A 21,997-nucleotide genomic window follows, 5' to 3' on the forward strand; every position below is an offset into this window, starting at 1 on the left:
TGGCTGAACAATGCGGGTTTACGGCCCGCACGGCGCAAAACTATATGCTGGCAGCCGCGCTTGCAGCAAAATACGAAATTGTTTCGCTTTTGACCCCGGCGGCTCTGTATCGGCTTGCTGCGCCGAAGACGCCCGAGGCGTTGTTGATGCCGTGGTTCGCATGCTCAGCAATGGTAACGTGCCGACCGAGCCTGAGATTGTCGAACTCATCAAAGCTCAAAAGGCTCAGCGCGACGAGTCGCGTCCAAGCGTTCCATCCCAGAACCACGAAGAAGCACGCGAACTTGCGCTCGCGTTGCACACCAAGCTCGGGGAAGACCTCTCGTCTGCCCTGGTCGACTGCCATTGGCCGACGCTTTGCGACTATTTGCGCCAAGCGTTGGCTCATGGCGCTCGCGGACCCGCACTTCTGGCACTGGAGCATCACAAATGAACCGTGATCAGATCGGGCGGAAGATGAAAGTCTTCGTCGAGACCACCGTGTGGGCTTCAGTTGACATATTGCTGCAGCACCGCTTTCGCGACAAGGCAAACACCGCAGAAAAGAGAGACTTCGCCAATCGCTGCCTCCTTACCCTGGAGGAGCTCGGCTACACGGTAAGCGACCGCGACCTGAACGACAATCTCGTCTTCAGGCCGACAGCGAAGCTCTTAGAACAAATCGGCACACAGCCAGGGCCTCTTGAGTGGAGGGGACATTACTTCCCCGACCATCACGACCTTCATTGCTAAGATTTCACACATTTGGAGAAAAAATCATGACCCAACAAGCGAAGACCAACATTTACACACGCGACGCGAATGATACCCGCTTTGACGTCGCTGCCGCCGCACGCTTTGTCGAACTCATGCGCGGTGATGCAAATGCTACGATGCAATTCCGCGCGCTCCCCGAATCACCCGAAGCAACGGAGCGATTGTCGCGCTTGTCTGCGGAGGAGATGAAGACGAAGCGGCGGAACTACCCGGGTTCGCTGCAGGCGCTCGCCCCGCTCTTTCAGCGCATGAACATGTCAGGCCATGGCATTTTCGTCGCGTTGAACGAGTTCGACGGCCAGGGGCGCAAAAAGGAAAACCTGGTCGCAGCGCACGTCATCCCTTTGGATCTAGATGGCGCACCATTGCCGGAAAGCTGGGAAGTTCAACCGCACTGGATCCAGGAAACAAGCCCGGGTCGCTATCAGTGCTTCTTTGTCATTGAGCGGACAACCGACGTTGCCCGCGTGGAGAAGATCGCCCATCGCTTGGCGGTTCACTATCATGGCGACCGTTCGGTTCACGACGCAACGCACGTTTTTCGTGTGCCGGGCTTCTTCCATCAAAAAGGCAAGCCATTCCAGGTACGGGTCATCGTCGAGAATACGTTTGACCCGCCCCACCCGCTTTCCGACTTCGACTTCCTCCCTGAGTTCGAAACGCCGCGTTTGGCATCGCGGCCGACGGGTATCGGAACCCTAACCGCGAAACTGGCTGCCGAGATTCTGGGACAGCTCGACGTCTCAAAGTTCGCGGACAACGATTCCTGGCTTAGCTTGATGATGGCGATGCATGCCGCATCGGGCGGTGATGCCGATGTCCGGGATGCGTGCATGGACTGGAGCGACCAGGACGCAGACCACAGCTACAGTCGGGATAGCAATTTAACTCGCTGGGCTTCATTCCGGCTCGATAAGCATTCCCTTCGGGGCACAGGAACGCTCAAGAAGATCTGCCGCGACCATGGCGTTCGCGAGCCGACGTTGCGCAAATTGGATGCGGATTCCGAGTTTCCGCCGATCGATATGACGAAGAGGTGGCCGAAGGAGGGCGCGCTGCTGACGAACCGATGATGTGGGATATGATCCTAGCCAACGAGATGGTCGCCTACGTTCAGCGGCGCATGTTGGATGGCGGCGCGCCCATCTATCAAACCGGTGGTCGGGTGGTCTATCCGGTCCGAACTAACCAGCCCACGACGGACGGGGATGAAGTCCGGCGGCCGCCCGGTGCCTTGACCGTGGAGGACGTCAGGTCGCCCCGGATGCAACTCTTTATGATCGAATACACGCGGTTCGTGAAGATGTCGCGCGGGGGAGTGACGCCCTTTGCCGCTCCCGAGAGCTTGGCCAAGCTCTGCTTGGCTGCGCCCGATCTTTGGCAGTTCCCCACTCTTAACGGCATCATTTCTGCCCCGACGCTCCGGGCCGATGGCACGCTTTTGGTGACGTCCGGCTATGATGCCAAGTCTGGCCTTCTGCTCGATACGGGAGGGATCACGTTCCCAGCAATCGAAGAGGAGCCGTCGCGCGAGGCAGCACTTTCTGCTTTAAAGATGCTCCAAGAGCCCTTCAAAGATTTCCCGTGCATCAAGGATGGCCCGAATGGTTCAAGCGCTAGCCGTGCCGTTTTGTTGTCTATGGTGCTTACCGGTCTCGTTCGTCGAACCTTGCCTACAGCTCCTGTTCACGGCGTGAGCGCTCCGACACCCGGTACGGGAAAGACGCTCGCGATCCAGTCCGCATCGACAATTGTGCTGGGCCGCCAGGTGACTGCCATGTCCCAGGGCGCAAGCGAAGAGGAAGACGAAAAGCGCTTATTTTCCGTTCTTAAGCAAGGGGACGGCGTGATTATGATCGACAACGTGACACGCCCGATTTCTGGCGATGCGCTCTGTACAGTCCTGACGGAACAGACTTGGCAATCCCGCATCTTGGGGGAGTCGCGCAACGTGTCGGTCAACACGAACGCCTTGTTCACGGTGACGGGCAACAATCTTGTCTTCGGCGGCGACATGACCCGCCGCGCGCTGCTCTGTCGCATGGATGCCGGCCTGGAGAACCCAGAGGGGCGCGCATTCGACAAGGATCTGCGTTCATGGGTACCCGCTCACCGACCTGAATTGGTCGCTGCAGGTCTGACCGTCCTGCGCGCGTTCGTCTGTGCAGGTCGTCCGGGCTTGAGCAACCTACAGCCCTTTGGGAGCTTCGAAGCGTGGAGCAACCTGGTGCGGGGTGCCTTGGTGTGGCTACGAGAGCCGGACCCCTGTATCACTCGCAAGCACGTTGTGGCAGACGACCCAATCAAGGCGCAGTTGGCCGTGTTTTTCGCCGCTGTCTACGATGCGATGTTGGGAGACTGGTTCACGGCAGCGGAGCTCCTCAAAGAGGCTGACAACCCAGAGGCAGCTGACAGCGATTTGCGGGATATTCTCTATGCTGCCGTGCCAAAACCAAATCCGATCTCGCTCGGACGCTACCTAAAATCCAATAACTGCAAGATTATTGGCGGATTGACCCTGCAGGTGCGGCAGGACAAGCATGCTAAATCCGCAGAGTATAGGATTGTGGACGCTTAGCCTCTTGCGGGTACTGCGGGTAGTTGCGGGTAGGTTTGGAGCCCTTTGCAGTCAAAAGCCATTCAATCGGTGAGCTATTTAAGAGTTGATATTAAAAGAATGACTTTGAACGATGGTTGCTGGTGTCAGCCAAAATACTACCCGCAATTGCCCGCATCCCCCGCGCGGGTCACGGGTCCTTCCGGGACGTTTCGCAATGGGGTCAGTGCGGGGGCGCGGATCGCTCGCAGCTAAAAATTAATTTGGAAAGGCTTAGGGTATGCAGGTTCGGACAACTCCGCGGTTGGCTCGGCAGCGGGCGTGGCTCTGGCTTGGCGGATGGCAGCGCATGACCCGTACCTGACGTGCAGACCATAATCGGTGCAATTCCGTTTCCCAATGAACACCGGCCATCGGGCGCGCTGCCAAACCGACCTTTCTGACCCCAAGCCCTCATTCGTCGCCGTGCGATTCAGGAGGGGCCCATCCGCTAACGCTTGCGCACCAGCAAAGTCCAAACAGGCGAGGCACCGTCCCAGCGGCGAAGGCGCCCCGACAGCCGCACCTTCAGCCCCGCTTCCGTGATCCGCTCGACAACAAGATGCAGCGCGATCACGTCGCCCTCTGACAGCTCCACACAGCCACGCTTCCGCGACCACACCGCGCCCGGGAAGCGAAACAAATTCGCCTTCAGCCATCGGCCGCTGCGCTCCGAGAGCGGTTGTAAGTCGACCTGAGCGCCGGCCCTAGGCCGCAGCCTGACATCTGCCCGTCGCAGCCAATTCGGAAACCAACCCATGCGAATGACTAGCCGTTACTTTTCACGTTTGTCTAGGCCGCTTCGTCCGTCTGAATGGATTCGCGCGCCCGAAGTCCATGACGTCCGCTCTTTCAAAGTAGACTGGTAGTTTGCTGCCCCGCGCCCGATGGGCGCCTATCGCAATGGCTTTTTGATCGATTTGCCCGCGTGGGTTGGGCTCGATGAGGTCCAGACGGTTGTAGCTAACGAACTCAAAGCTGGCTTAAGAGAAGAGTGCGACGCGATGTTACAGAGATCTCAGCATCCTACGCTGAGCGGTTTGGCCTCAAGCTGCAGGACCGCGTGGGGCAGATGAAGACCGGCTGGGGAACCTGCCGGCCCGGTCGCCCGAAAGCGACATCTCCGACGTCAGCTCTCCCCATTTGCCTACTTTGCGATGGGCGACTCCGCAGCTCATACCCGTGCGTATACCTTACAACGCGGGAATGAACCAAAACTGTGAACTGGCTCTCACAAGAAAAGCGCCGTTTAGTGTAACGTGGCGATCAGGAGCCAGGTGAAGACGTTGCACCTCATCCCGTCGAAGACGACGGTCGCGACGATGCTGGTGGCTTTTTTCATACCAAAATCATTGCAGGAGCATCCGAGATGCAAACACTTGGGCAGACTGCGCATTTCAACATCCAGTACGACGAAACCCTGCTCGGCTCCGACGGCAATCCGAATGCGATCTCGCGCGCTCAGCGGGTGCTGGGAGTATGTGAACCCGAGTTCGGTCTTCTGGCCAGCTGGTACAAGATCACCGATGGATTTGGACCCGACAATCGCATCACAGTTCAAATCATTGCGGACTTTGCAGCGGGTGGAGCAAGCAACAACGGGTACAAGGGAAGCAACACGGTCATCAAGATCGGCAACCAGACGGCAAACGCGAATGTAATTGCTGCGGGTCAAAGCAGCTGCATGTCTTTCGTGGCTGAATTGGTCGAGGTTTTCGCCAGCTATCGCAACCAGCACGGAAACGGCGCCTGGAACGCGAGCAAGAGCGATGGCGAGGGCCTGTCCTTGCTTTGCGCCCGCGAGCAGTTCGGCACGGGGTATTCACTGTTTTTCGGGACGCCATGGGTGAATAGTTGGTTGCAGTCCAGCCGCGACACGCAGTGGATCAATGCCTCCGAGAACACCGACAAGAATCCGCTCAGCTTCGGATTGTCCCTGCTGTTTCTCTACTATCTCAAGAGCCAGCTGAATCACTCCATTCCAGACATCATCGCGGCGGGAGGAGACAGCCTTGCGCAAACGTATCAAAACCTGACCGGCAAGAACGACGCAACCGCAGCCTTCTCGCAGTTGATCAATAAATATTTTAGGCCAGGGAGCACGCCCCAGCTCGCCACCGAAAATCCATTTCCGCTCCTGGAGGGGCTACGACGGGACGTGAAGCTCTCGCTCGACTCCGAGCCGGAGGGAAAGCCGTTCCGCGTGAATGAAGGCTTGGCATTGACCTCCCCATTCTTCACTTGCCCAAAGGATCTCTATAAGTGGTTCGTCGACAGCGCGCCGAAGAAAGTGACTTGCGTTGCCACTGTGCGCGGATTTGGACTTCCCATATACCGATGGCGAATCAATGGAGTCGACCTAAATCCACCAGCGCAACTGGGTCAGCCAAACGTGCAGGGTTCGATCACGGTTCAAGCTACGGTGACGACCGACCATGCAGCCCAGCCATCTACGTCCGTCCTGCAGGACATCCTCGTTAACTATGGAGTCGGAGAGGACGATTTCAGTTCGAGCCTGGTCTTTGACTTGCCGGGAGTAGTTGGCCACGTCGATCTGTCAGTCGAGGCGAGCGCGAGCGAGCGCTTTGCCTCGAGCGACGTGAGTTGGGCGGCTCAAAGCATAACCATCGATAACGAGACGCTGTATTGGGAGCCACGTTACTACGTCGACCGAGAGCGCTGCATGAAGCCATTCCTTGATGTTGCGGCACGTTACGTCCGGTCCGACCCGTTTTTCAGTCTTGTGAAGACGCTGCCGGATCCTCCGCAGGAATATACTAGAGTCATAAGAGAACTGACGCAGGCCTCTGCTCAGATTGGCACTCTGGCGCAGCACGCGCCCGACCAGGCACGCGAGTTGCGATACGCGATGTCGTCGGCGCTGGGAATAGCCCCTACTGTCTTGGAGGAACTGGGCAAAGCAAACATCAGATCCGCTGCGGTGCCCCACGGGGTGCAGGAGAACTTCAACGACGAAAAGGGGCCGCAGAGCGTCTAACAACAGCGATGGGCACATCGTCGATCGACCATCGCCTATGGCAGCAAAAGAGGAAAGCTCAGGCACTGCCACGCCCGCACGGAGTCTAATTCGTCGAGCTCATTCGGCTTGGGCTCGAAAACGCGGCTTCGAGGTCGCGCAAAAGGGGGGACCTTGGACCTCTGTCGGCGGCGCCTGACAGCTCCCCCCTTACCTTCCCTGCCTAAGGTGTTGCTAAAGTAATCCGCAGCAATAACGCCCTTTGGCTCCCTAAGCGTCGACCTGCGGAGGTCGAGCTTCGTAGGGCATCACGTCCGACCTCTAGTCCCACGCGCTGGGGCATGCGTTTAAAAAAACGGAAACCAGCGTTTATGTTTGACGGCTTCCCGCTCTGCCCTCTGCCTCCGAAATCACCACGTTCACATGGCTTCGCATGAACGGCAGGCATGGGCCGCAAGACAATGTGACGGTGGGCTCGTGAGCGGCCTCTCGTCCCGCGACGGCCAACGTGTTTAGTAAAGTAGCTTCCACTATTGTGGTGAAATTTCCATACACTTGAGCGGCGCGGTGAGAGGACCCGCTGGAGCGCCTCGCCTTCAAGAAGGCGACCACCTATCTAGTGCAATCTTCGCAGCCTTTGATGTCGGGGCAATGCATAGTGAATCGTTAGCAGGCTTGCGTTGCTGTCATCAAAAACCAAGTGGTCAGTCAAGGCCATTTCTGCGCGCATCGCATTACAGCAGAAGATCATCCATGGATCGAAAACGGGGAGCTTGCTCACGGACCGGTAAAGCTCGCCACATTCGATTGTCAGGTTCTGCTGGCCTTGCGCAGCCGCCAGTTCGAGCCGGGATCGAATCTCTTGCCGGAATTGATGCGTGGAAACCATGCGACATCCGATAGCCGAAAACCGTTCTGGAAAAGGGATCAGCGCCGGCCAAGGATTGAAATCGAGCGATGAGCCCCCGTCAACTCAGACGTCAGGTCCTAGGACCATAGAGCAATGCCAACGCAAAGATAGGGGTAATAAAGCCGATCTGATTGATGCGCGCGTCTCGCTATTGGGTGACGAAGTTCCTATATATGCTCGAGATCGCCGCCCGCCCTTGGCAGTTATCGGTGACTGAGAGCATTGCGCTCCCGCCTCAACCACGCAGGCGGTCGGATGTCCGATATCCCAAAATACAAATCTCCTGGACTGGTTGGTATCTCCGGCGCCGGTGCGGGTCACTGCATCGGCCTTCATGCAGCGGAATCCATTTTCAATTGATCTGCGGCAGCGATCTCGGCAGATCGTCAGGAGGTTTAAGTGGCAAACACAGCAACGATCCGAAATTCGAACGGGCTTCCGGCCACATTCACGGGATCGAAGACCGGGCAGGACGACGCTCCGTTTGTGTTCGTCAAGGTCGGCGATGAAGAGCGCCGCATGCGAAGGGCCGAATGGGATGCGCTTCCGCCCTGGACCGGCCCGCGCCCGGCACGAACAGTCAACGATTGATCGCACAGCCTTTGGGAGGCCCGCTTGACGGTCGAACATGCCATCGTGCGAACCAAGCCGAAGCCCTGGGGCAGCCTCGATCTGCGGCCCTGGAGCCTGGCGTCGACGGGCGACGGCCCGATCGGGGAATTGTGGTTCGAGCGTCCGGGTCTTGCTGCGCCGAAGACCACGTTGCTGCTGAAAATGCTCTTCACCACCGAGCCGCTATCGATTCAAGTTCATCCGGACGATGCGTTCGCGCGCTCGATCGGGCTTGCCAACGGCAAGACCGAAGCCTGGTACATCGTCTCCGCGATCCCCGGTGCCAAGGTCGCGGTGGGGCTGAACCATCCGCGCTCCGCCGCAGAGTTGCGAGCCGCGATCACTGATGGCTCGATCGCCGATATCGTGGCTTGGCAGCCGGTTCATGCAGGCGACGTCATTTTCATTCCTGCCGGAACCATTCATGCGATCGGCGCTGGCATCGTGCTCGTCGAGATCCAGCAGCACAGCGACGCCACCTTCCGGCTGTTCGACTATGGACGAGAGCGCCAACTGCACATCGACAATGCCGTCGCGGTGGCGACGGCAGGTCCACGCACGATCCAATTGCCTCCCGAACGTCTGAGCGGCGCGCGAACGGTCCTCACGGTCAATTCCTATTTTGCGCTGGAGCAAACTGACCTAGCCCCGGGCTCCATTTGGATGCTCGACGCACCGAAGGAGACCTGGCTGCTGGCAGTCGAAGGCCACGCCCAACTCGGCTCGACGAGGCTCGCGCCGGGGGAGGCGCTCTTTCTGGAAGCCGACCATGCGGAAATCGAGGTCGGTGCGAACGGCTTGAAAGCGCTCATGGCCTATCCCGGCCCGAAGATAAACCCTGCCGCGCTAATAGAGCGCAGCGGTGCGAGCGCCAGTCGCGCACCGCACGCCTTTCCCAGCGCGGCGGTCCGGCCCTCCTTCGAAACCGCCGCGCTCAAACAATCGGAGACGCCAAATTGGCTGCCGTAAATCGTATCGCATTCATCGGCAATTCGCTTCCCCGCCGCTGTGGCATTGCGACCTTCACCACTGACTTGCAGAGCGCCATTGCGGCGTCTCGGAGTGATCTGGAGACCGTCATCGTCGCGATGACCGATCACGGCCAGGTCTACGATTATCCTCCCACCGTGGGCGTGGAGATCAACGACGACCGGCAAGATGATTATGTCCGTGCGGCCGCCTATCTGAACAGCGGTGGCTTCGAGGCCGTTTCGCTGCAACACGAATTCGGCATTTTCGGCGGCGACGCCGGAGGTCAGATCCTCACCCTTTTGTCGCGCCTGACCATACCGATCGTGACAACCCTGCATACGGTCTTGTCTGAGCCAACGGAAGCTCAGCGCGACGTCATCGCGCGCATCGTCGAGTGCTCGTCCAAGGTCGTCGTGATGGCTGAAAAAGGTCGGGAGTTGTTGCGCTCCGTCTATCACGTGGCTGACGAGAAGATCGAAATCATCCCGCACGGCATCCCGGAATTTGCGTTCGTCGAGCCCGACGCGGCCAAGGCTGCGCTCGGATTCAGCAACAAGTCGGTCATCCTGACCTTCGGATTGCTGTCGCCGAACAAGGGTATCGAAGTCATGATCGATGCGATGCCTTCGATTCTGAGGACCCGGCCCGACGCCGTTTACGTCGTACTCGGTGCGACGCATCCCAACCTCGTGAGAGATCGTGGCGAAGCCTATCGTGAGTCCCTGATGGCGCACGCGCGCCAGGCTGGCGTCGAGGATCACGTCGTGTTCCTCGATCAGTTCGTCGACAAGAAGACGCTGCTCGATTTCATCTCGATGTCCGACGTCTATGTGACGCCGTACCTCAGTGAGGCCCAGATGACGTCGGGCACGCTGGCCTATAGTTTCGGCCTCGGCAAAGCCGTGGTGTCCACCCCGTATTGGCATGCCCGCGAACTATTGGCCGATGGCCGCGGCATCCTGGTTCCGTTTGGAGATGCGGCAGCGCTCGGCATCGAAATCGCGAAGTTGCTCACCAATGACGTGCTTCGGCAGGCAATGCGCAAGCGCGCCTATTCGAGCAGCCGCGCAATGACATGGGAGAGAACCGCCGAGCGCTATATGTCGGTCTTCGAGAACGCCGGCCGCCGGCATCGGCTCAAGACCATCGCGCGCACGGATACTGGTACGCTGCTGCGCGACAGCCGCGCCCCGCCGGAAATGCAGCTCGGCCATTTCCTGTCGATGTGCGACGACACAGGACTGTTTCAGCATGCCGTTCATAGCGTGCCCGATCGTGCTCACGGCTATTGCGTCGACGACAACGCCCGGGCGCTGCTCGTGGCCTGTGCGCTCAACAACCCGGGCGAAGAGCGGCTGCCGGAAGTCTTGACTGCGCGATTTGCCGCCTTCGTCCAGCACGCCTGGAATCCGGATACGCGACGATTTCGCAATTTCATGGGCTTCAACCGCTGCTGGTTGGAGGACAGGGGATCGGAGGACAGCCACGGGCGCACGCTCTGGGCCTTGGGCGTGTGCGCATTTACCGATGCCAGCCCATCGCGACGCTCATGGGCCGCGGCGCTGTTTTCCGAAGCGATGGCGACAGTGGAAAGCTTTCGTTCGCCCCGTGCGTGGGCGTTCGTATTGCTGGGCCTCGATGCTTACTGCCCGGCTGTCCCGGACGATTTCCAGGCGACGCGCCTGCGTGCCGTGCTCGCTGACCGGTTGATCTTGCTCTTCGACACCGTGGCAACCGGCGATTGGGTCTGGTTCGAGGATGGGTTGGCCTACGATAACGCGCGCTTGCCCCAGGCTCTGATCGTTACCGGCCTGGCCAGCAAGACATCGCGCTATGTCAATATCGGGCTGGAGTCGCTGCGCTGGCTTGTGAAGCGGCAAACCTCGGCGAAGGGCCAATTCCGCCCGATCGGCACGGCGGGATTTGGTGATCGACGCCAACCGCCCCAAGCCTTCGACCAGCAGCCGCTGGAGGCCGCGGCGACCATCGCGGCATGCCTCGCCGCGTGGCGGGCCGATCACGATGTCGAGTGGAAGGCCGAAGCCGCGCGGGTATTCGCGTGGTTTCTGGGCAGCAACGATCTGTCGGCCTCGCTGGTCGATTTGGAAACCGGAAGCTGCCGGGATGGCCTGCACCCCGATCGTCCCAACGAGAATCGGGGAGGGGAATCCGTGGTGTCGTATTTGCTGGGCCTTTCCGAGATTCGGCAAATTGCCCGCCTGAGCGAAAGCCGAGCCAAGCCTGCTCCTCTCGTCGCTTGACGGAGCCGGTTACGATTTCCTCCTTCAACCCATCGAGGCCGTTTTGTCGCAATCTCCCTTCCTCAAACGCCAAGCCCTTCAGCTGCGACCTGATCCGACCCGTGTCATCGTTCGGCCTTTCAAGCCGGCAACGGAGCCGCGCGACCTCAATCCGACGGACAAGACCCGCGCCAACCATATCGTCGAACGGGTCCTCGCGCTCGATGCCGAGACCGCTGAGCGGCAATTGGCCGACGTTCTGGAGAACTTCCTCGGCCGTCACCGCAATCTGTTGCGGATCTTCGAGGCACGCGCCGCGGAAATGGAAGAGGCGCTGGCCGACCATGCTGTATTCACACAGGTCCAGCGCCAACTCGCGGGCGCCTATTTTCTAAACGAATATTCGTTCGAGGCCTCGGCTTTGTTCAATCCGAGTATCGTGCCGCATCCCGATCAGTCCGGAACGCCGGAAGGCAGCCTCCGCTTCATTCTGAGTCTGCGTGCCGTCGGCGAGGGTCATGTGTCTTCTCTGACGTTTCGCTCGGGGCTTATTGCGGAAGACGGGACCGTGACTATCGACCGGACAGCGCGTCTTGCATCCAGCCCCGAACTCGTCAAGTTGACATCGGGTGCCGGCGGCGACGAAATTGACGTTACATTCGCGGCTGGCCAGGATCTGAGCGAGCGGGTGATTTTTCCGGTCACCGAAGCGCAGTCGAACGGGATCGAGGATGCCCGCTTTGTGCATTTCAGCAACGCCGGCGAGACGATCTACTACGCGACCTACACCGCCTATAGCGGACGCGCGATCCGGTCGGAGCTGATCGAGACGTCCGACTTTGTATCGTTCCGGCTATCGACCCTGAAGGGCAATGCCGCGCGCAACAAGGGCATGGCGTTGTTCCCGCGCAAGATCGGGGGCAGATATGCGATGATCGCGCGCCAGGACAACGAGAACCTCTATCTGATTTTTTCCGAGGATCTCCATACGTGGGATGGCGGCCAGCCGATTCTGAAGCCGCGACACCCCTGGGAGTTCGTGCAGATCGGCAATTGCGGATCTCCGATCGAGCTCGACGAGGGGTGGCTCCTGCTGACGCACGGTGTCGGCCCTGTGCGGAAGTATTCGATCGGGGCCGCGCTGCTGGACAAGAAGGACCCTTCGAAGGTGCTCGGCCGCCTGCGCGAGCCGCTATTGCGCCCAGACCCTTCCGAACGTGAAGGATATGTTCCAAACGTCGTCTACACCTGCGGCGCGATGCGCCATCGCGACAAGATCATCTTCCCTTACGCGGTCTCGGACACCTTTTGCAACTTCGCGACCATCGAGATCGCCCCTTTGATCGCGGCTATGGACAGCGGCACATCGGAACCGAGCTAAGCGCCACGACTGCCCGTAAGGCACTTGACGGCGTTATCAGCAGCATCGAAAGACGCCATCGACGGCGCGCAGTTCGGCAGGCTGAATCAGCTGAACTGCGCGATAATGACTGCGAAGAGCGGACCCTCGAGCGACTTTTCCCAAATTGTTAGAGAATCCTTCAGCGCCGTGAAGTTTGGAACATGTTGTAGTCCTGCCAGACGCAAGTTTGCAGCAACCAGCGACGATCCGGACGGCGACAGAGAGAAGCCACACATCGTGGCCGAAGCCCTTGCGCCCCAGTGTCATAAGTGTAACTAGCACTTGCGCGTTGCGACTGCCAATCCAGAAAATTACAAAAGCAAGGAGGATCGCATGAAATTCCGTCCGCTCCACGACCGTGTCATGGTCAAACGCATCGATGCCGAAGATAAAACCGCAGGCGGCATCATCATTCCCGACACGGCGAAGGAAAAGCCCTCGCAGGGCGAAATCGTCGCCGTCGGCCCCGGTGGCCGCGACGAAGCCGGCAAGCTGATCCCGATCGACCTGAAGGTCGGCGACCGCGTGCTGTTCGGCAAATGGTCCGGCACTGAAGTCAAGATCGAGAACGTCGATCTGCTGATTATGAAGGAGAGCGACATCATGGGCGTCCTCGACGTTCCCGCTTCCAAGAAGAAGGCGGCCTAAGAGCCCCTCTCACAACCAGCTAAACACCTAAGGAAAAAATCCAGATGGCAGCTAAAGAAGTCAAATTCGGCGTCGATGCGCGCGACAAGATGCTTCGCGGCGTCGACATCCTCGCCAACGCCGTCAAGGTGACGCTCGGCCCCAAGGGCCGCAACGTCGTGCTGGACAAGTCGTTCGGCGCTCCCCGCATCACCAAGGACGGCGTCACCGTCGCCAAGGAGATCGAGCTCGAGGACAAGTTCGAGAACATGGGCGCGCAGATGGTGCGCGAAGTCGCCTCCAAGTCCGCTGACGCGGCCGGCGACGGCACCACCACCGCAACCGTGCTCGCGGCTGCGATCGTTCGTGAAGGCGCCAAGTCGGTTGCCGCCGGCATGAACCCGATGGATCTGAAGCGTGGTATCGACTTGGCCGTGGAAGCCGTGGTCGCCGAACTCGTCAAGAACTCCAAGAAAGTTACCTCGAACGAGGAAATCGCCCAGGTCGGCACCATTTCCTCCAACGGGGACGAGGAAATCGGCAAGTTCCTCGCCGACGCCATGAAGAAGGTCGGCAACGAGGGTGTCATCACCGTCGAGGAAGCCAAGTCGCTCGAGACCGAACTCGAGGTCGTCGAGGGTATGCAGTTCGACCGCGGTTACATTTCACCCTACTTCGTCACCAACGCCGACAAGATGCGCGTTGAAATGGAAGACGCCTACGTCCTAATCAATGAGAAGAAGCTCTCCTCGCTGAACGAACTGCTTCCACTGCTAGAAGCCGTGGTCCAGAGCGGTAAACCGCTTGTGATCATCGCTGAAGACGTCGAAGGCGAAGCTCTCGCTACCCTCGTCGTCAACCGTCTGCGAGGTGGTCTGAAGGTCGCCGCCGTCAAGGCTCCGGGCTTCGGCGATCGCCGCAAGGCCATGCTGCAGGACATCGCAGTGCTGACCGGCGGCCAGGCCATTTCCGAGGATCTCGGCATCAAGATGGAGAACGTGACGCTCGCCATGCTTGGCCGCGCAAAGAAGGTGATGATCGACAAGGAGAACACCACGATCGTCAGCGGCGCCGGCAAAAAGGCAGACATCGAGGCGCGCGTGGCCCAGATCAAGGCGCAGATCGAGGAAACCACCTCGGACTACGACCGCGAGAAGCTGCAGGAGCGTCTGGCCAAGCTCGCAGGCGGCGTCGCGGTGATCCGAGTCGGCGGCGCGACTGAAACCGAAGTGAAGGAGCGCAAGGATCGCGTGGATGACGCGATGCATGCGACCCGTGCAGCTGTGGAAGAAGGAATCGTGCCGGGCGGCGGCGTCGCCCTGCTCCGCGCCTCCGAGCAGCTCAAGCGCATCAAGACCCAGAACGATGACCAGAAGACCGGCGTCGAGATCGTGCGCAAGGCGCTTTCCTGGCCCGCTCGCCAGATCGCGATCAACGCAGGCGAAGACGGGTCAGTGATCATCGGCAAAATCCTCGAAAAGGAGCAGTATTCCTACGGCTTCGACTCCCAGACCGGCGAATACGTCAACCTGATCTCGAAGGGCATCATCGACCCGACTAAGGTGGTGCGTGTGGCGATCCAGAACGCAGCTTCCGTCGCGGCTCTCCTGATCACCACCGAAGCCATGGTGGCCGAACTGCCAAAGAAGAATGCGGGCGGCGGCATGCCTCCGAGTGGCGGCGGCATGGGGGGTATGGATTTCTAAGTCCAACAGTTCCGCGCTCTACCGTAAGAGAGGCCCGGCAGCAATGCCGGGCCAACGTTGGAATGTTCAAACCGCGACACTGAAACTGCTGCGGCTGCACAGCTCCCCCATGCAGTAGAGGAGTGCTATCGCTTTTTCTTCTTACCAAAAATTTCGTTCCAGTTGTCCTTATAGGCTTTGGATACCGCCTTCTGACCCTCGCCCATATCTTGCTTTTTCGGTGTAGCGTCCGGTTTGTTTTCAGTCTTGGTTGAAGATTGCGGCTTGGCTTCGACAACCTTGTTCTCGGCGTTCGGCGTTTTAGGCGAAGTGTCTTTGGCCTTATTAACTGACATTGTTTTTCCTTACGGGCATAGGGGCGACACGCCAGCACCCGTCTGGCTATGTAAGATGAAGCAACCTGCGTTGCTATTATGGAGAATGCGATACAATCGCAAAGACGTCGATGCCGTGGCTGCAGCTTTTACCGACGAGGCGATTCGGGTCGTAATCTGCAGGATATCGTCAACTTGGACCTGCACGACTACTCGGTTGAGCGCAACGTGTCGCGGTCTTTCGGCAACTTCGTCTTCAATGCTGGCCAGTGGCAGGCCAGGCTCGGCGACCAACCGCTACACGGCTACTATACCGCGATCGTGGTCCGAGACGGTAGCGTGGCGAAGATCATGGAAGAGAGCGTACCGTTGCTGCTCCTGGGCAGTGACAAAGCTTTAGTATGAGGCGACTATCGGCCTGCTGCGCTGGTTGGCATTGTGCTTGTTGCTTTGCTTAGCGTGCGGCTCTGTTCACCTCGAACGCCGGGTCGCGCTTCGGCAACTCCGACTCTAAAAGCGTTCTCCCGCTCGCGAATCCGGTGAACGACGCCACTCTTGTCGGAGGCATGTTTACATAAGCCGGCGATTTCTGTCATTCCGCACGTCGGCTAGCAACCTCCTCGCGCGCAGATGCGAGCAGCGCCCTCTGAGACCAGTCGCGGTCGCGCCGCACGGGGCATCCCGTTTGTGACTATTAAGCAGCCTGACTTCGACCGCCGTCGATGACCGTGAACAGCGCGCGCCGATCAACTGGTGAGCTACTCGGCTGATCAGGCTTTTCAGCGGACCCTACAGGTGGCGTACACTTTTCCAGCAAGGTGTCCGACGTTGCCGCCTCGGCTTCTACATCAGCCACGGGAGTTCTTACCTTCTGTTCCATAAGTTCGAGTGCGGCCGCGCCCATTGCCGTCAATCGCCAACCGAACGAGTATCTTTGCACAAAGCCCAAGGAGAAGATGTCTAACGACGGGAGCGTAGCACCCAGCCGCTTGCTGTAGCTGGCCCAATCAGCGCCGCTCGTTGCTAAAAATGCGAGGTCGCGTTTGATATCCGTAAGCGTCGCCAGCCCATTGGGGTAGCTAGCAAGTACCTTCAAAATGGACACCTGGAAATTCACGGCTGCCACCCACCTTGGCTTTGCCGACTATTTTGTCAGTGGTTCGTGGCACAATGCAATGAATTTGAATGTACAATACGGCCTACTGATCTAGCTCCACGATAGCCTGGGACGAATGTGGGCTGCATACTGGACGGTGACGAGTTGGCGCCCCGATTGCACGCCCCGGAGGGGTACTCGAAGTCGCGCAACTTCAGGTCACTAATGGTGACTGGCTTCTTCTCTCCAGACAGAGCCGCGCAGCAGCGAACGTTGATGGTCGATATATTCCCGCACTACCTGCCGAACCTCCGCCGTTCCGACGGACCGGCCTCGCGCTGGGCCCTTATCTCGACTCGCGCGCCAGCGCTTTCCAGTATTGACCGGCGCAGCTCGTAGACGGCCATCGCCGCTTCGTCAGGAAGCGCCCGCGCCTGCTCTCGTGCGGCACGGGCTTCATCGACAAGCCCTCGACGATCAGCATCAGCGTCTTCCGTTTTCTGCTGTGTCATTTTGAGCCCCGAATCAATCGACGCCCTATCATGCAATCGGCGTCGATAGCGCGTCGCTAACTTAAATTAAATTATTTCGCGATTTCGCTATGCTTCACGAGCGGATTTGGTCTCCCCCGCTGGGTCGGTTTCGTCAGGGCGGGCCAGCCCTGCGGACGATTAAGCAACTGGTCGCCGGATCGGACCGTGGTTGGATTATGTAAAGCGGGCCACGCTCTCTCCCGACATTCTTCCTAGTTACAGAGTTCTCTTTGAAACTGCTCTTGCGCGGCTCCAGTCTTCACAATATGGCACCCCTTTCCCACCGGCCGACAGCCAGCGGAGCTACAGTAAATCTGCCCGCTGGCCTGTGGCTTCGAAGCCTGCGATTCTGCCTGTGTCCGGTCTGCATCCCGCTTCCTGGAGTCATCGCGGGTCGCAATAGGCTTCTTGTCCGGCATCTTCTCGCATTCGTTTTCGTCGTTGACGCGATAGCCAACGCGGCAGGCAATCTTGACGCAGGTGTCGCCATCAGCTCTGGAGCCACGATCACAGACCAGCGGACAGACCCGTCCAGGCTTGCCCTTGATCGCATCGAGCGCGTCGAAGCTCGCGAGCTTGGAGTCGAACTTCGTGCCGGCGTATTTATTGAACAGCGTCAGCGAGCGTTGTGACGAAGCATTCCAGTCGCCATCTGCTGAGGCTGTCAGGCAGCCAACGCGGCGGAGTTCTGACTGCACCAGTTTGGTCGCTTCCTGGGGCGAAATCGCTGGCGGGGTCGAAGCGGGTGCGATAGCCGCGATTTTCTGCTCCGCGTTGGCTGAGGCTTGTTTGTCGGCAGCTTGGTTCACGGCCAGCTCGGCAACAGTCTTGTCGCTCGCGGTCCTCTCAGCAAGTGCCTTCTCGGCGGCCTGCTTGTCGGCCAGCGCCTTGGCAACGGCTGCCTCGGCGACCTTCCTTCGCTGCTCGGCAGCGACGGCTTTCTGCGTCGCTGATTGCTTCTATGCAGAGCGTCGCTGCCAGCTTCTACTTCTGACGAACGGAGCTGAGGGCCCATCTGTGACCTCGAAGGCCATCCACTCTTTGGCCGGTGTCGGGCGGAAAAGCGGACACTGGGCGGCCAGCGCTTCGTGAGTACATGCACCCCGAGCTACAGTCGACGCTATCTTGGCGCAGGAACGTGCTGATGAAGTTTTCGGCCTTGAAAGTTTTGCAGGAGAGGAGAATAGAGCCTGCCGATCTTGTGGCGTTATGGTGCGTACCACTCGCGCCCTCAACAGTGCCACACAGGAGCAGATCGCCAGACGGAAAAACGCTCAAGAATCAATGAGCGACGGAGCTTGTTGTATAAGTTCAATACTGTCTGACAGAACTGGAGCGCCGCGCTTCGTAAACATCCAAACCAGATGCGTGGTCGTTAACAGAGTCTGACCACGAGCCATCTAAGGCTATGAACATGACCGCCGGCGGCATGAGCGGGGTTGGCCGCAGCATTATGAGACCTCTACTTGTGGCTCAGAGAGGCTGATCCGACCAAAGGCAGCTTGAAGCAAAACACGGCGCCGCGCTTACGGTTCTCAACCCAGAGTTCGCCTCCGTAGCTTTCAACAATCGTCCGCGCGATGGGCAGCCCTAGCCCGGTCCCTTGCGGTTTCGTAGTGACAAATGCATCGAATATCTTAGTCAGCCGGTCATCGGAGATGCCCGGGCCGGAGTCGGCTATTCTAGCCTCGACGTGGCCGGCATCAGCCAGATTGGTTCGGATCGTCAGTTCATGCGGATTGGGGACCTCCTCCATAGCGTCGACCCCATTCATCACTAGGTTAATGATGACCTGCTGTAGATGAATTGGATCGCAGCGCACCCGCAATGGCTCCGTCGCAAGAATAGTGCGTAGAACCACTCCCCGCCTCGTGACCTCAGGCGAGACGATCCTGACGACGTCGCGCACAGTATCGTTTAAATTCAGGGCTTGCAGATTGGCTTCCATTCTGTTGTTGAGCAGATTCCGCAACCCGTTAATGATCTCGCTCGCACGTTGCTCATCACGGACAATATCGGAAAGGATCTCCCCAAGCTGAGACACATCTAATGGATGAGCCTTGAGCAACATCTGCGCGGCCTCGGTGTTGCTCAAGATTGCACCGAGCGGCTGATAAAGTTCATGAGCGATCGAGGACGACAGAACGCTTACGGTAGTCACCCTGTTTAGACGGACGACCTCCTGCCGACGGCTAGTCGCCTCCGCCTGGGCGGTAAGCCGTCGGCGTCGCTCGACGAGCAGCAATGCAATGATGCCCGCCTGCAGCAAGATGGCCGCGAAGACAGCCGTCAGTTGCGGGCGATACTGCTCCCAAAGGCTGGGCACTCGAAAGAACACTTCACTGCCTGACGGCAATTGGCTTTCGCTTATGTTCCAGCGCTGCAACTCTCTCCAGTCATATCTAGGAGATGCGGCGAGGATAGGCGGCACTTTGATGTCGCCCGGCGATTCTCCCTTCAGAATGCGCACGGCAACTGCGGCGGACTGGCGTGCGACGTCGGATATGTTCGTCATCCGGCCACCCACGACGCCCCGGCCGAAGAAGGCGTCCTGTTCCGAAAAAATAGGAGCATTAGCGACCGCGTGAATCCGATCTATGGCTGCTTTGCCCTCATGTACGACGCCGTCGGCGTCCACCAACATTTGCCCGTACACGATGAAGGACCGGGGCGGTAGGGTAGCCACCTGCTTGAGGATTTCTTCGAGCGACATTTCGTTGGAGTAAGTTATTTCGAGCCGATTGGTTAGGGGCTGGAACAGTTTACGCATCTCCCCCAACCACAGCTTCTCGATCGGAGAGTTTCCTATCACTATGAAGACGTTGGTTGTCTCCGGAATCAACTTCAGGATTTGATCGAGAGTCGCTAATACATCGACAGTTACCGAGACCATTGCATCGGTCGCGGGTGCGTTCGACGACATCTGCTGCGCCAGGGCCGCGTACAAGGTGGGGATCGAAGGAAAAATCCGTTGACGATTCTGCTGAAAGAATCGTGCTGCAGGGCCGCCGATCGTCATAATCAGATCGAGCTTGCGTTCAGAAAACACCGCATTCAAGTAGTTGACGAAGGCATCTTCGTTCCCGTCAGGAAAGCGGGCCGTCGACAGCGACGCCTCGAAGATATCGACCGGATCCTTCGACTGAAGCTTCAACTCTTCGCGGATATTTCTCGCATAATCATCCCATGGCGAAAAATCGCGGCCGACAGAATGAACAATCAGCACCCGCTTCGGCTGGGAAAAAGCCGCCCCGGTCATCGCCAAGAGCAGAACGACCGAACTGCAAAGTATTCTAGCTAACATGCGATGAGGGGCTGCTCTCACGGGACACAATGTGGGATAACCCAATGATACTCGACTCGCCGAGCATGTGGGAGAACAATCGCAGAAACCGACTTCAGCAGCGATTCCCGCGATCAGTAAGGAATGAGACTTTCCGGGCCTTAGGGAATCCGATCAATAGCATCGATAAGCAATTTCGACAGAAATGGCTTCTTCAAATACGCAACGCAGCCGGCGTCGAATGCCTCTTGCCGAGTGACCTCATTGTGTATGGCCGTCATCATAATGACCGGTAACTCCCTGCCTAGCGCGATCAATTGCCGTTGCAGGTCGATTCCTGAGATCCCCCCGAGGTGAATATCCAACAGCAAACAATCAGCTTCGCACTCGAGATAGGCCTCCAAAAACGCCTCTGCCGATGCAAATGTGCGGACATGGAAGCCATGGGCCGACAAAAGGCGGCTTAGGCCTTGGAGCATGCTGGGACTGTCGTCGACCACAGCTATGGTGCGCATGACGAAATGATCATTGGCTGTTTGCAGTTATCCCCGCGCAAGAAAAACAAGCCTGTTGTGGACCGCCATCAGCGCTTCCAACACGCGACCTTCGCGCTTAGCACCTGCCTCGGTGCTCTCAGAACACGATGGTTCATGCCGCTTTGTTCAGGATGGCTAGATCCTTTCTGAAAGCCTAAGGCTTCATTTCTATTCCGAGCTTCGCACGCATGTCCTTGAACACGACGGCGATCGCCTCAATGATCAATTGATCGGGATTGGCTTTGCAATAGACGATTACCTCGTGCTCTGCTTCTTTGCCCTTTTTAAAGTCGAGATAGTGCTTTTTGGCGAGACCATTGTACCAGCCGCTGTACCAGGTGGTCAGCATGTCGGCGTCTCCTTGCCACGTCCCGGCCAGTTGAGCGCAAGTCAGCTTTTGAACGTTGATGAAGCCGTTGGCATCAGCGTAGGTGCTCAGATCGACTTGCGCGTTAGCTACTGGCACCGTGGCCGCGTAAAGTATCGTCGCCAGAATAGCGGATCTGTACATTTTCGAGTCTCCATTCTCGCTTGCAATCTCATCGCCGTTCCGCAGCGGCCGGACAACTAACGTTGTCCGGCCTCGCTCTTCCCTCAGTAACAGGGCGGATACGGGTAGTAGCCACAGGCCGGACGAGCATAAGCGTAGGCGTAAGGCGCAGCATACGCAGCTGCTCCAACAGCACCGGCATACATTGCGCCCCGGAACGCCGAGCGCCTCGCGACACCCGCAAACGACATTGGCGTAAACGGCCGGCCGATGATGTCGATGAACAGCGCCGCCGCTCCATCCGCACCGGCGAGCTCGCCTTCGAGAGTCTGGACATTGAATGTGAGCTTGTCGCCTTCGAGCTTTGGGTTCCTGAGTACAACCACGGCGTCCTTTACCGCACCATCCTTGCCGAGCACTGACACCGTCGCGTTCGGTGGGTTCTTAGCGAAGCTGTCGTCGCCGGATCCCCATTCCGCAATAACGTCCGCCGTGGGCTGATGGCCTGCGGATCGCACCGGCCGATCGGCAAAGATGATGGAGCTGGGGGTTACGCCCGTCAGGATCAACGTGTCCCCCTGCAGAGTTGCCCCGCGCGAATTGAGCACGAACAACGACGGCACGATTTCGGGCTTGGCTGCAGCGGAAGGCGTGCCGATCGTCTTCATGGTGGACGGCGCTAGGGCATTTTGAGCTAAGCTTACCTCCGCGCCGCCCCCTATCATTACCGCTGCCGCCATCAGTCCAGCGATCTGTGTCAGTCTCGCGCGCTTCATGTCCATCTCTCCTGTGGGATATCGGTGGCGTATCGCGACATCGTCGCTCGGCATCACGCTCGCTACCAACTATGAGAAGCCTAAGCAGCATCCGCTATGCAAAAAACGACAGACTTGGAAATGTCATGGGGTGCTTGGCAAGAGAGAAGTCGGCCAGTCCGTTTTTGCATA

Annotated in this window: 20 protein-coding genes and 2 pseudogenes; 11 read left to right on the top strand and 11 right to left on the bottom strand. The window is 58.6% G+C overall.

Going from position 1 to position 21,997, the window contains the following annotated elements:
• Window positions 1-40 precede the first annotated feature (40 nt).
• Window positions 41-346, bottom strand: coding sequence for a hypothetical protein (locus GWG67_RS29445; RefSeq protein WP_275172825.1), 306 nt, complete (start codon window positions 344-346; stop codon window positions 41-43).
• 83 nt (window positions 347-429) lie between these two features.
• Here GWG67_RS29445 and GWG67_RS29450 point away from each other — a divergent pair, with 83 nt between their 5' ends.
• Genes GWG67_RS29450 through GWG67_RS29460 form a run of 3 tightly spaced genes read left to right on the top strand, consistent with a single transcriptional unit; the run spans window position 430 to window position 3,334 of the window.
• Window positions 430-732, top strand: a complete 303-nt coding sequence (locus GWG67_RS29450; protein ID WP_275172826.1) for a hypothetical protein — start codon at window positions 430-432, stop codon at window positions 730-732.
• Between the two features lie 26 nt (window positions 733-758).
• Window positions 759-1,829: a DNA-primase RepB domain-containing protein gene (locus tag GWG67_RS29455; protein WP_275172827.1), complete on the top strand. Its 1,071-nt coding sequence runs from the start codon at window positions 759-761 to the stop codon at window positions 1,827-1,829.
• 8 nt (window positions 1,830-1,837) lie between these two features.
• Window positions 1,838-3,334 (top strand): hypothetical protein, encoded by a 1,497-nt coding sequence (locus GWG67_RS29460; RefSeq protein WP_275172828.1) that lies wholly within the window; start codon window positions 1,838-1,840, stop codon window positions 3,332-3,334.
• A gap of 469 nt (window positions 3,335-3,803) precedes the next feature.
• Here GWG67_RS29460 and GWG67_RS29465 read toward each other — a convergent pair whose 3' ends face one another.
• The gene (locus GWG67_RS29465) at window positions 3,804-3,950 is read right to left on the bottom strand and encodes a hypothetical protein (protein WP_275172829.1); all 147 of its coding nucleotides are present in this window, start codon (window positions 3,948-3,950) and stop codon (window positions 3,804-3,806) included.
• Between the two features lie 771 nt (window positions 3,951-4,721).
• Between GWG67_RS29465 and GWG67_RS29470 the strand changes: the two genes are divergently transcribed.
• Window positions 4,722-6,350 (top strand): hypothetical protein, encoded by a 1,629-nt coding sequence (locus tag GWG67_RS29470; protein WP_275172830.1) that lies wholly within the window; start codon window positions 4,722-4,724, stop codon window positions 6,348-6,350.
• 595 nt (window positions 6,351-6,945) lie between these two features.
• Here GWG67_RS29470 and GWG67_RS29475 read toward each other — a convergent pair.
• Window positions 6,946-7,218: a hypothetical protein gene (locus GWG67_RS29475; protein ID WP_275172831.1), complete on the bottom strand. Its 273-nt coding sequence runs from the start codon at window positions 7,216-7,218 to the stop codon at window positions 6,946-6,948.
• Window positions 7,219-7,638: 420 nt separating this feature from the next.
• Here GWG67_RS29475 and GWG67_RS29480 point away from each other — a divergent pair, with 420 nt between their 5' ends.
• The 4 genes from GWG67_RS29480 to GWG67_RS29495 are packed head-to-tail and all read left to right on the top strand — an operon-like array spanning window position 7,639 to window position 12,444.
• The gene (locus GWG67_RS29480; RefSeq protein WP_035974339.1) at window positions 7,639-7,830 is read left to right on the top strand and encodes a hypothetical protein; all 192 of its coding nucleotides are present in this window, start codon (window positions 7,639-7,641) and stop codon (window positions 7,828-7,830) included.
• Window positions 7,831-7,854: 24 nt separating this feature from the next.
• Window positions 7,855-8,820, top strand: a complete 966-nt coding sequence (locus GWG67_RS29485) for a class I mannose-6-phosphate isomerase (protein ID WP_275172832.1) — start codon at window positions 7,855-7,857, stop codon at window positions 8,818-8,820.
• Window positions 8,808-11,084, top strand: coding sequence for a glycosyltransferase family 4 protein (locus GWG67_RS29490; protein ID WP_275172833.1), 2,277 nt, complete (start codon window positions 8,808-8,810; stop codon window positions 11,082-11,084). The genes GWG67_RS29485 and GWG67_RS29490 overlap by 13 nt, the downstream gene beginning before the upstream one ends.
• A 43-nt stretch (window positions 11,085-11,127) precedes the next feature.
• Window positions 11,128-12,444, top strand: coding sequence for a glycoside hydrolase family 130 protein (locus tag GWG67_RS29495; protein WP_275172834.1), 1,317 nt, complete (start codon window positions 11,128-11,130; stop codon window positions 12,442-12,444).
• Window positions 12,445-12,480: 36 nt separating this feature from the next.
• On the opposite strand, the pseudogene GWG67_RS29500 reads toward GWG67_RS29495, so the two are convergent.
• Window positions 12,481-12,697: pseudogene (locus GWG67_RS29500) on the bottom strand (protein usg).
• A gap of 101 nt (window positions 12,698-12,798) precedes the next feature.
• Here GWG67_RS29500 and GWG67_RS29505 point away from each other — a divergent pair.
• Together GWG67_RS29505 and groL are read left to right on the top strand one after the other, a co-directional pair.
• Window positions 12,799-13,113 (top strand): co-chaperone GroES, encoded by a 315-nt coding sequence (locus GWG67_RS29505; protein WP_275172835.1) that lies wholly within the window; start codon window positions 12,799-12,801, stop codon window positions 13,111-13,113.
• Window positions 13,114-13,157: 44 nt separating this feature from the next.
• A complete protein-coding gene (gene groL / locus GWG67_RS29510) occupies window positions 13,158-14,798 on the top strand; it encodes a chaperonin GroEL (RefSeq protein WP_275172836.1) in 1,641 nt (546 codons plus the stop codon).
• A gap of 125 nt (window positions 14,799-14,923) precedes the next feature.
• Here the strand turns inward: groL and GWG67_RS29515 are convergent, their stop codons facing one another.
• On the bottom strand, window positions 14,924-15,133 hold the full coding sequence (locus GWG67_RS29515) for a hypothetical protein (RefSeq protein ID WP_275172837.1): 210 nt from the start codon (window positions 15,131-15,133) through the stop codon (window positions 14,924-14,926).
• A 174-nt stretch (window positions 15,134-15,307) separates the two neighbouring features.
• Between GWG67_RS29515 and GWG67_RS29520 the strand changes: the two genes are divergently transcribed.
• Complete coding sequence (locus GWG67_RS29520) at window positions 15,308-15,517, top strand: hypothetical protein (RefSeq protein ID WP_275172838.1); 210 nt, start codon at window positions 15,308-15,310, stop codon at window positions 15,515-15,517.
• A 289-nt stretch (window positions 15,518-15,806) separates the two neighbouring features.
• Here GWG67_RS29520 and GWG67_RS29525 read toward each other — a convergent pair whose 3' ends face one another.
• From GWG67_RS29525 to GWG67_RS29550, 6 genes and pseudogenes are all read right to left on the bottom strand, one after another.
• The gene (locus GWG67_RS29525; protein ID WP_275172839.1) at window positions 15,807-16,229 is read right to left on the bottom strand and encodes a hypothetical protein; all 423 of its coding nucleotides are present in this window, start codon (window positions 16,227-16,229) and stop codon (window positions 15,807-15,809) included.
• Window positions 16,230-16,953: 724 nt separating this feature from the next.
• Window positions 16,954-17,682, bottom strand: a pseudogene (locus GWG67_RS29530) (caspase family protein); the annotation flags it as partial.
• 521 nt (window positions 17,683-18,203) lie between these two features.
• Window positions 18,204-20,000, bottom strand: coding sequence for a sensor histidine kinase (locus GWG67_RS29535; RefSeq protein WP_275172936.1), 1,797 nt, complete (start codon window positions 19,998-20,000; stop codon window positions 18,204-18,206).
• A 185-nt stretch (window positions 20,001-20,185) separates the two neighbouring features.
• Window positions 20,186-20,539, bottom strand: a complete 354-nt coding sequence (locus GWG67_RS29540; RefSeq protein WP_275172840.1) for a response regulator transcription factor — start codon at window positions 20,537-20,539, stop codon at window positions 20,186-20,188.
• 175 nt (window positions 20,540-20,714) lie between these two features.
• Window positions 20,715-21,071, bottom strand: a complete 357-nt coding sequence (locus GWG67_RS29545; protein WP_275172841.1) for an HdeA/HdeB family chaperone — start codon at window positions 21,069-21,071, stop codon at window positions 20,715-20,717.
• 83 nt (window positions 21,072-21,154) lie between these two features.
• Entirely contained in the window at window positions 21,155-21,826 is a 672-nt protein-coding gene (locus GWG67_RS29550; protein WP_275172842.1) for a hypothetical protein, read from the bottom strand.
• Window positions 21,827-21,997: the final 171 nt, after the last annotated feature.

It is taken from the genome of Bradyrhizobium sp. CSS354 (genome assembly GCF_029051725.1).
Taxonomy (GTDB): Bacteria; Pseudomonadota; Alphaproteobacteria; order Rhizobiales; family Xanthobacteraceae; genus Bradyrhizobium.